The organism is Micromonospora sp. NPDC047753, assembly GCF_040642735.1.
Taxonomy (GTDB): Bacteria; Actinomycetota; Actinomycetes; order Mycobacteriales; family Micromonosporaceae; genus Micromonospora.
This window is the reverse complement of the sequence record NZ_JBEYSL010000262.1, coordinates 1-9,247: the sequence shown is the minus strand read 5'-3', so window position 1 is coordinate 9,247 and position 9,247 is coordinate 1. Positions and strand designations below refer to the sequence as shown.

The window sequence follows — 9,247 nt, the reverse complement described above, 5'->3', positions numbered from 1 at the left end:
CACCACCGCCACCAGCACAAAACCGAAACGCGACACAAAGAAAACGAACACTTCGAATACCCCAAGGCCACGCCGCACAGGTTAAAGATCAAGCTAGAGGAGGCCGGCTAGTTTGTAGAGGACCAGGGAGCCGGCGACGGCGACGTTCAGGCTGTGGCCGTGGCCGACCATGGGAATCTCCACCGCCGCGTCCAGCTGGTCGAGCGCCTCGGGCGGGATGCCCGTCGCCTCGTGGCCCAACAGCACCACGGTACGGCTCCGAGCGGCGGGCAGATCACCGAGCCGGACGGCCTCGTCGGCCAACTCCACCCCGAGGACCCGGGCACCGGCGGCCCGTTCGGCGGCCAGCCAGCGCAGCGGACTGCCGACCCGGTGGACGCAGCCCGGCTGGCGCAGCGTGTTGCCCCGGGCGACGGCTTCGTCCACCCAACGGAACGGCGGCACGGCGAGGCAGGCGCCGACCGCGTCGCACGTACGCAACAGGGTGCCCAGGTTCGCGCCGTGCAGCGGCCAGAGTGGCGCGGCGATCAGGTGGCCCCAACAGCGGTGTGGCCGGGGACGGCGGGCGGCACGTAACTCACGCCTCGGCCGGACCCGGATGGCGGCGCTCACGCCGCGCCGGCGACTCCGCCGGACAAAGAAGAAATCATGTTGAGGGGTGCTTCGCGGTGCACCCGGACCCTCACCGACAACAGAGGCCACCACCATACCGCGCCGGCGGACGCCCCACTGCGCATGATTGTGCTTGATCCAGGATCGAGTGGCATCACCGCGCCGGTGAAACCACTACTTCCTGGATCGAGCACGATCTTCGGCGGCTCGACCGTCAAGATCCGCACAGCTAGGGAAACTGCTGCCTGTGGCATCCCGGAAGCAGCAACTTCCCCCACGTTGTGCAGATCTTGGGGCCGGACACGCCCCGGCGTGCCCCCGGGGCGGCACGACAACGGGGTCAGTCGCGTTCGATCAGGTGGCCTACCACCGTTGGGCCGAGCATCACCGCGAAGCCGCTGCCGTCGCGGCGTGGGTCCGCAGCGGGCAGCTCGACCGGCTCGCCGGTGCCGGTCGCGCCGACCGGTCGCGGGCCCACCCAGGCGACGGCCACGTCCGTCTCACCCTTGAGGAAGCGGTGCGCGCGCACGCCGCCGGTCGCCCGGCCCTTTGCCGGGTACGCCTTGAACGGCGTCACCTTGACCGTCGCGCCGGTGGAGGTGACCACCATCGGCTCGCCGTGCCCCGGGTCGTCGGTGCGCACCGCGCCGAAGAACGCGACCCGCGCCCCGGCTGGCAGGTTGATGCCGGCCATACCGCCGCCCTTGAGGCCCTGCGGCCGCACCAGCCCGGCGGGGAAGCGCAACAGCGACGCCTCCGAGGTGACGAAGGTCAGCGTCTCGGTGCCGTCGGTCAGCCAGGTCGCCCCGACCACCTCGTCACCGTCGCGCAGACCGATCACCTCGAACTCGTCCGAGCGCACCGGCCACTCCGGTGAGCAGATCTTCACCGCGCCCTGTCGGGTGCCCAACGCCAGCCCCGGTGAGCCCTCCGCCTGCCCGCCGAGCGGGGCCAGGCCGACGACGGTCTCCCCCGCCGCCAACGGCACCAGCTCGGCCGCGGACATACCACCACGCAGTGACACGGTGCCCGCCTGCTCGGGCAGCACCGGCAGCGGCAGGACGTCGACCTTGAACGCCCGACCGGCGCTGGTCAACAGCAGCACCCGACCACGGGCGGTGGAGTGCACGATGGCGCGTACCGTGTCGTGCTTGACCCGGCCGTTGCGTCGGCGCCCTTCGGAGCTCTCCTCCGACTCGGCCGCGGTCCGGGCGACCAGCCCGGTCGCGGAGAGGATCACCTGGCACGGGTCGTCGGCGACCTCCAGCGGGCCGGCCGGCGCGGACGCGGCCAAGACCTCCTTGAGGTCACCGTCGACAAGCGTCGTACGACGTTCGGTGCTGAACTGCTTGACCACGGCCGCCAGCTCGTCGGAGACGACCTTCCTGAGCACCCGCTCGTCGTCGAGGATCTTGCTCAGCTCGGCGATCTCGGAGCGCAGCCGCTCCTGCTCGGCCTCCAGCTCGATCCGGTCGAACTTGGTCAGCCGGCGCAACGGAGTGTCCAGGATGTAGGTGGCCTGGATGTCGGAGAGGCCGAACCTGCTCATCAGCCCGTCCTTCGCTGCCTGCGCGTCATCGCTGCCCCGGATCAGCCGGACCACCTCGTCGATGTCCAACAGCGCGATCAGCAGACCGTCGACCAGGTGCAGCCGCTCCTGACGCTTGCGCCGACGGTACGAGGTGCGCCGGGTGACCACCTCGTACCGGTGGGCCAGGAAGACCTCCAGCAGCGCCTTGAGGCCCAGCGTGCGCGGCTGCCCGTCGACCAGGACCAGGTTGTTGACGCCGAACGACTGCTCCAGCGGGGTCAACCGGTAGAGGTCGGCCAGCAACGCCTGTGGGTTGACTCCGACCTTGCACTCCACGACGAGCCGGGTGCCGCTCTCCCGGTCGGTGAGGTCCTTGACGTCCGCGATGCCGGTCAGCCGCTTGGTCTTGGTGACCTCGTTGGTGATCGCGGCGATGACCTTCTCCGCGCCGACACCGTAGGGCAGCTCGACAACGGTGATCGCCTGACGGCCCCGGCTGCCCTCGATCGGGCCGATCTCCACCTTGCCGCGCATCCGCACCACGCCGCGGCCGGTCTCGTACGCCCGGCGCACCTCGTCCAGGCCGAGCAGCACCCCACCGGTGGGCAGGTCGGGGCCGGGGACGAACTCCATGAGTTTGTCCAGAGTGGCGTCCGGGTGGTTGATCAGCCAGCGGGCCGCGGAGACGACCTCTGCCAGGTTGTGCGGGATCATGTTGGTGGCCATCCCGACCGCGATCCCGGACGCGCCGTTGACCAGCAGGTTGGGAAAGGCCGCCGGCAGCACTGTCGGCTGGGTCAGCGACCCGTCGTAGTTGGGTTCGACGTCGACGGTGTCCTCGCCCAGCTCACCGACGAGCAGCATGGCCTCGCGGGACATTCGGGCTTCGGTGTAACGGCTGGCAGCCGGGCCGTCGTCTGGAGATCCAAAATTTCCATGCCCGTCGATGAGGGGCACGTTGAGCGAGAAGTCCTGCGCGAGGCGGACCATCGCGTCGTAGATCGCCGTGTCGCCGTGCGGATGGTACTTTCCCATGCAGTTGTGAACGACGTAGCCCTCGGCGACGAACGCGTGCTCGTCACTGCCAACCTGAATGTCGTACGTAACGTCAGGTGACACCTCCTCGACCGAGGTGACTCGGAGAAACGAGCTCCCGACCAACGCTTCCAGTCGAGCTGCGAGTGGAGAGCCGAGGCGGTGGAGTTTGTCGATCCAACCGTCCCGGACCGCACGCTCCAACTGGAACGACCGGTCCGCAAGCGCTACGCCATTGCGGTCCTTGCCGTACCGTACCTTCGGTCCGCCGCTCGCCGAGAGCGAGGCGCGAAACGCCTGGCCGTCTTGGTCCCGGAACCACCCGCCGCCCTGGTGCGCGGCCGTGAACTCCGCGACGACCGGACCGTACGGCAACCGGTCGTCGCCCTGCTTGCCGCTGTACTCGTAGCCGATATCGGTAACCCGCTGCAAGCCATCGTGCTTGTATCCGGTCCGCACCCAGGGCAACAGCAAACGGGCAAGCTCTGCGGCGTCCCGCCCGGAGACCGATAGGCCAAAGAGTGGGTTACCGGCGGAGGCACGACCGCTGATCCAATGATGCCCATGCAGCCCAAGGTCGGCGAGCATGGCGTAGATCTGCCGTACCAGCACCTCGCTCGTGCTGACGAAGACGATCTCCCTGAAGCGCTTACGGACGTAACCGTCTCCGTCGAAGAAGCCAGCGAGGAACGGTGCCCACGCCGATCGGTTCTCGACGATGTCACGGGGAACGTACTTGTCGCGGCTGAGCGGTTCCGTGGCCTCCAGCAGCCCTTCGTGCCGACTGAAGGTCAGAATGTGCTGGTCGCGATGGAGGGGGTTGCGCGCCTCGCGCTTACCTCGGGAGACGTTCACCCCACTGGCGATGGCCCAGCCGTGAGCGACATCGAGCGGCTCGATGTCACACATGTGGATCCGAACCCGGCCGTCCGCTGCGCGATTCCGGTCGGCCGGGAAGCCCTCGGCTACCAGCAGTCCGCGCACGTAGTCGTAGACGTTGCCAGGTTGCGTCGACACCTCGCTACGACGGCTCCCGTAGGCCAGCGAAAGGCGTCCCGCCAGATCCCGAGCCTCGGCCCACTGCACCGAGAGGTCGTCCGCGACCACCCGGAAGCGTTGGCCTGGGGTGACGAGCATCGTGTGCCCATTACTCCAGGTGAGGCGAACGAGGTCGGAGGTCGGGTTTCGATACACGGCGGTGACCGGGACCGATGCACCCTCACCGTCCAGCACGAGGTCCCCGACCTCAATCTTCTCGATCTGCCGCAGGCCATCAGGTGTGGAGACGAGTGTGCCGGCGACGAAACAGTCCCCGACAATTCGGGCGGACTTCACGTGCCCACGGTCGGGGCGGTAGCCCTGCTCGTACATCGACCAGAGGATGCGCCGGTGCACGGGCTTGAGGCCGTCGCGGGCGTCGGGCAGGGCGCGGGAGTGGATGACCGAGAACGCGTACTCCAGGTAGGAGTCGGAAACCTCGGTGACCAGCGGGTTGTCGAAGACCCGCGCGCCGGCCTGGTCGAACGAGGAGAGGTCGACCTTGTTTTCCTTACGGCGTGCCATGACTCAGCTCTCCATTGGAACGGAACGGGCGCTCATGCCGTTGCTTCGCAACGGCGTGAGACACCATCGCGCTGTATCGAGATTCGCTCGCTGTCGCTCGCTCACGCGTCGATCGCATCCCGGTCGACGCGGTCGGCGGAGTCGATGAGCCAGTTGCGGCGCGGCTCGACCTTCTCGCCCATCAGCAGTTCGAGGATGCGTTCGGCGGCGTCGACGTCGTCGAGGGTGATCCGGCGGACGGCCCGGGTGGCCGGGTTCATCGTGGTGTCCCACAACTCGTCGGCGTCCATCTCACCGAGACCCTTGAACCGCGGGATGGGCGTGACGATCTGCTTGCCGGCCTTCTCCAGCTTGCGGACCGTCGTCTCCATCTCGGCCTGGGTGTAGGTGTAGACCGTCTGCGGACTGCGCCCCTTGGTGGTGATCTTGTGTAGGGGCGGCATCGCCGCGTAGAGCCGACCGGCCTCGATCAGCGGGCGCATGTACCGGGCGAACAGAGTGATCAGCAGCGTACGGATGTGGGCGCCGTCCACGTCGGCGTCGGCCATGATCAGCACACGGCCGTAACGCAGCGCGGAGAGGTCGAAGGTGCGCCCCGAGCCGGCGCCGAGGACCTGCACGATGGCCGCGCACTCGGCATTGTCCAGAACCTGCTGGAGGTTGGCCTTCTGCACGTTGAGGATCTTGCCGCGGATCGGCAGCAGCGCCTGGTATTCCGAGGAACGGGCCATCCGGCTCGTGCCCAGGGCGCTGTCACCCTCGACGATGAACAGCTCGCTGCGATCGATGCCGGTGGCCCGGCAGTCGACGAGCTTCGGCGGCATGGACGCGCCCTCCAGGGCGGTCTTGCGCCGAGCGGCGTCCTTCTGCTGCTTCTGGGTGAGCCGCACCCGGGCGGCGTCGACGATCTTCTGCAGGACCGTGCGCGCCTCGGCCTTGGTGCGCCGGTCCTCCAGCCATGCCTTGATGTGCGCGTCGACCAGGGACTGGAGAACCTTGGTGATGCCGGTGGTGGAGAGCTCATCCTTGGTCTGCGAGGTGAACTGCGGCTCGGGGATCCGCACGTGCACCACCGCCGTCATCCCCTCCAGGACGTCGTCCAGGGTGGGCGGCTCCTCCTTGGCCTTGAGCAGGCCGCGGGTGTTACGGATCGCGTCGGCGAGCGCGCGGACGAGGGCCCGCTCGAAACCCTTGCGGTGGGTGCCGCCGTGCGCGTTACGGATGGTGTTGGTGAAGCACTCGACGGTGCGCTCGTAACCGGTGCCCCACCGGAACGCCACCTCGACCTCGGCGCGCCGCTGCACGTTGGACTGCATGACGCCGTTGGCGTCGGCGGCGTTCTCCCGGTAGGTGCCCTCGCCGTTGACCAGCAGTGTGCCGGAGACCGGTCGGTCGCCGGCCGGGGCGAGGAACTCCACCATGTCGCTGAGCCCGTTGGGGTAGTGGAACCGCTCCTCGGCGGGCGCCTCACCGGTCAGGTCGCGGAGCAGGTAGGTCACGCCGGGGACCAGGAAGGCGGTGTTGCGCAGCTTCATCCGGACGGCGTCGACGTCGAGCGCGGCGCCGGTCTCGAAGTAGCGGGCGTCGTGCCACCAGCGGATCGAGGTGCCGGTGCGCTGGCCGCGCTTCATGGCCCCGGTCACCTGGAGCCCGGGGCCGGCGGTGAAGGGGGCGTCCGGCCCGTCGCCGTCGAAGATGCCCGGGACGCCGTGTCGGAACGACATCGCGTGGATCTTGCCGGCCCGGCGGACGGTCACGTCGAAGCGACGGGACAGCGCGTTGACCGCCGACGCGCCGACGCCGTGCAGACCCCCGGAGGTCTTGTAGCCGGAGCCGCCGAACTTGCCGCCGGCGTGCAACCGGGTCAGCACCAGCTCGACGCCGGAGATGCCGGACTTGGCGTGCACGTCGGTGGGGATGCCCCGGCCGTCGTCGTCGACCTGCACCGAGCCGTCGGCGTGCAGGATCACCTCGACGTGGCTGGCGTGACCGGCGACACCCTCGTCGGTGGAGTTGTCGAGGATCTCGTTGACGAGGTGACCCACGCCACGGCTGTCGGTGGAACCGATGTACATGCCGGGCCGCTTGCGGACAGCGTCCAGCCCCTCAAGGTGGGTGAGGTCATCGGCCCCGTACAGGGTGTCTGGCTCTGCGGTCAACTGGTCGTACTCCCCGGTCTCGGCGGTGTGCTGCCGGTCACCGGCGACATCAGCCGGCGTGGCGCGCCGCAGCGAGCCTAGCCCGAGGCTAGGACAACTACCGGAGGACCTACGCGACCCGCCGCGCGTGGCCGTCCGGACGTGAGCCAACGAACAGCGTTCGGGTGATCATGAAACCACGCAGAGACACCGCCACCGGCACGCGGGCCAACTCGACGCGCTAGCCCCTCGTCCCTACGCGCCCGTGTCTTTCATCGAACGAATCTGTTACGGGCCATTGACGCCTGTCGCGCCGGGGTGATCTGATCGCGCTCTCAGAGAATCTTTCATCTTTCGATGGTTGGGGGCCCCATGCCCAGGTTCCGGCGTACCGCGCTCGCCGCGGGACTAACGATCGCCATGGCCGCGTTGTCGACCGCCGTCGCGCTGCCCGCACCCGCGGCTGCCGCGCTGCCCACCGCCGCGGTGGCACTCGGGGACAGCTTCATCAGCGGCGAGGGCGCCGGGGCGTACACCCCGGTCGTCGACGTCAACGGAGTCAGCCAGGGCTTCCCCGGTTGGACGGCGGCGAACAACAACGCGTTCTTCTGCCACCGTTCGGCGAACGCCTCGCTCAACCAGGCCAACCTGCCGGGCATCCAGAACCGGTTCAACCTGGCCTGCTCCGGTGGCCAGCCACACGACATCGCCAACGCCTCCCAGGCGCGGACCAACGGTCGTACCGTGGCCTCGCAGCTGAGCCAGTTGCGCGCCGTCGCGCAGACCCAGGACATCGACCTGGTGCTGATCGGCCTCGGTTCCAACAACAGCTCGTTCACCTTCGGCAGCGTCGCGGAGAAGTGCGCCAACCGGTTCATCGCCGACGCCTGGACCGGCTGGTGGGAGTTCTGGGCGTACCTGAACGGGCCGGTGGAGCAGAAGCCGTGCAGCGACGCCGACCTGGCCACCGCCGCGCAGCTCAGCGCCGCGACCGCGGAGACCACCGCGGCCGTACGCCAGATCCTGACCACCCTCGACCAGGTGGACGCGGACGGGCAGCACCGGGTGGTGTTCCAGGACTACACGAACCCGCTGCCGCTGGACCTGAACCAGCAGTTCCACGAGGAGGACAGCCGGGACGACACCCGGGACAAGTTCCGTGACCTGGGTGCCGAGCGGTACGCGGCCGGTTGCCCGATCCACCGGGCCAGCCTGGCGCCGGGGCACCGCTTCTCCCAGGGTCTGGGCGGCATCGTGAAGTCCACCCGGGACACTCTGGCTGCCGAGTTCCCCGCCGACGACCTGGTGTACCTCAACGTGCAGCAGGCCTTCAACGGTGCCCGGCTCTGCGAGCAGACCAGCAGCCCGAGTGGCGCGCTGGCCACCCCGATCCGGCTCCAGGACGGCGCGACCGGCACCTTCGTCACCAGCCTCGCCGGCAAGGACAAGATCGCCATCCAGCGCATCGCCAACACCTGCGTCAGCTACTTCCAGACCTGCCAGGAGTCGTGGCACCCGAACGCCACCGGGCACCAGGTGCTCGGCCAGTGCCTGAGCGGCGCGGCCTCCACCAGCGCCCGAGCGGTGGCCTGCGTCCGGGCCAGCAACGGGGCGATCTCGGTCTCCTGACCACAGCATCCTTCGGAGGGCTCCGCCGATCGGCGGGGCCCTCCGTCGCGTGCAGCGAGCGCGCGACACGTCCGCCCGTCGTTGTCGTGGGCCGCACGGCCGGCTACTACCCGCCGGTAACGTCAGGCCGTAGGCTGGGTCGGTGAACGGGGACCCGGAATACGCGCAGGAGTTCGTCGACGTCGACGGTGGCCGGCTGGGTGTGCAGGTCTATCCGGAGCCGCCCGGGGTGACCGGCGCGCCGGTGGTGGTGATCTGGCCGGCGATGGGGGTCCGGGCCCGGTACTACCGGCCCTTCGCCGCCGAGCTGCGCGCCGCCGGGCTCGCCGTGGTCGTGGCCGACCTGCGCGGCACCGGGGCGAGCACGCCCACGCCGAGTCGGGCGGACCGGCACGGTTACACCGAACTGGCCAACGACGTCGGTGCCGTCCTGGCCGCTCTCAAGCCGCGACTGGACGGGCGCACCCGACTGCTCCTCGGGCACTCACTCGGCGGTCAGGCCAGCCTGCTGCATCTCGCCCTGCACGGCACCGACGAGGTGGACGGCCTGGCGCTCATCGCGGTCGGCATCCCGTACTGGCGGACCTACCCGGGCCGGCGCGGCCTCGGCGTGCTGCCTCTCACCCAGGGGATCGCCGCGACGGCGGCGCTGCTCGGGGTCTGGCCAGGCTGGGGCTTCGGCGGGCGGCAGGCGCGCGGCGTTGTCCGCGCAACGACATCCGCGCCGCCGACTTCCTGG

5 protein-coding genes and 2 pseudogenes are annotated in these 9,247 nt (G+C 69.3%); 2 read left to right on the top strand and 5 right to left on the bottom strand.

The window, feature by feature from the left end; all coding sequences use genetic code 11:
- Positions 1-93 precede the first annotated feature (93 nt).
- The 5 genes and pseudogenes from ABZ749_RS21185 to ABZ749_RS21165 all read right to left on the bottom strand — a co-directional run bounded on the left by ABZ749_RS21185 (position 94) and on the right by ABZ749_RS21165 (position 6,972).
- On the bottom strand, positions 94-612 hold the full coding sequence (locus tag ABZ749_RS21185) for a TrmH family RNA methyltransferase (protein WP_355006793.1): 519 nt from the start codon (positions 610-612) through the stop codon (positions 94-96).
- Between the two features lie 340 nt (positions 613-952).
- Entirely contained in the window at positions 953-3,262 is a 2,310-nt protein-coding gene (locus tag ABZ749_RS21180; protein ID WP_357230177.1) for a DNA topoisomerase (ATP-hydrolyzing), read from the bottom strand.
- A gap of 420 nt (positions 3,263-3,682) precedes the next feature.
- Positions 3,683-4,315, bottom strand: a pseudogene (locus ABZ749_RS21175) (LAGLIDADG family homing endonuclease); the annotation flags it as partial.
- A 171-nt stretch (positions 4,316-4,486) separates the two neighbouring features.
- Positions 4,487-4,741, bottom strand: a pseudogene (locus ABZ749_RS21170) (DNA gyrase subunit A); the annotation flags it as partial.
- Positions 4,742-4,842: 101 nt separating this feature from the next.
- Entirely contained in the window at positions 4,843-6,972 is a 2,130-nt protein-coding gene (locus tag ABZ749_RS21165; protein ID WP_357230175.1) for a DNA topoisomerase IV subunit B, read from the bottom strand.
- Between the two features lie 279 nt (positions 6,973-7,251).
- Here ABZ749_RS21165 and ABZ749_RS21160 point away from each other — a divergent pair, with 279 nt between their 5' ends.
- Both ABZ749_RS21160 and ABZ749_RS21155 read left to right on the top strand, forming a co-directional pair.
- Entirely contained in the window at positions 7,252-8,508 is a 1,257-nt protein-coding gene (locus ABZ749_RS21160) for a hypothetical protein (protein WP_357230173.1), read from the top strand.
- A gap of 142 nt (positions 8,509-8,650) precedes the next feature.
- Positions 8,651-9,247 (top strand): alpha/beta fold hydrolase (locus ABZ749_RS21155; protein ID WP_357230171.1); only part of this gene is annotated, 597 nt, incomplete at its 3' end.

What these genes read in the sequence shown, in the direction of transcription:
- ABZ749_RS21160 (WP_357230173.1), top strand. Translation starts at nt 7,252, where the DNA reads ATGCCCAGGTTCCGGCGTACCGCGCTCGCCGCGGGACTAACGATCGCC.